General features: G+C 44.0%; 1 protein-coding gene. It reads left to right on the forward strand.

Going from position 1 to position 520, the window contains the following annotated elements; translation table 11 throughout:
* On the forward strand, positions 1–520 hold a 520-nt coding region (istA, locus tag J7338_RS20605), incomplete at both ends, for an IS21 family transposase (protein ID WP_210798838.1).

Consider the following 520-nt stretch of genomic DNA (forward strand, 5'->3'; position numbering starts at 1 on the left):
ATGCCCTACAACGCAGGAGACACGGACTGCTCAAGTATTTGTTGCCGTGCTCGGCGCATCAAATTATACCTATGCTGAGGCAACGTATAGCCAGCAACTTGAAGATTGGGTGATGAGTCATGCGCGTTGCTTTGAATTTTTAGGTGGTGTGCCTGAGCTTGTTATTCCCGACAATCTCAGAAGCGCTGTCAGTAAACCCTGTCGCTACGAGCCTGATTTAAACCCCACGTATCATCAATTAGCCGAATATTTTAATGTCGCTGTCATACCCGCCAGACCTTATAAACCCAAAGATAAGTCCAAGGCTGAAGTCGGTGTACAAATTGTTGAGCGGTGGATCATGGCACGTCTGCGTAACCAAACCTTCTACAGCTTAGCGCACTTAAATCAAGAAATAGCAAAGCTACTTGATGTAATGAACAATAAGATGATGAAGCAATATCAACAGTCACGTAAACAGCTTTTTGATATGCTGGATAAAAGCGCATTAAAGCCATTGCCTGAAAAGCCTTATCACTAC

The sequence above is a fragment of the Pseudoalteromonas ostreae genome, from assembly GCF_018069805.1.
Classification (GTDB): Bacteria; Pseudomonadota; Gammaproteobacteria; order Enterobacterales; family Alteromonadaceae; genus Pseudoalteromonas; species Pseudoalteromonas ostreae.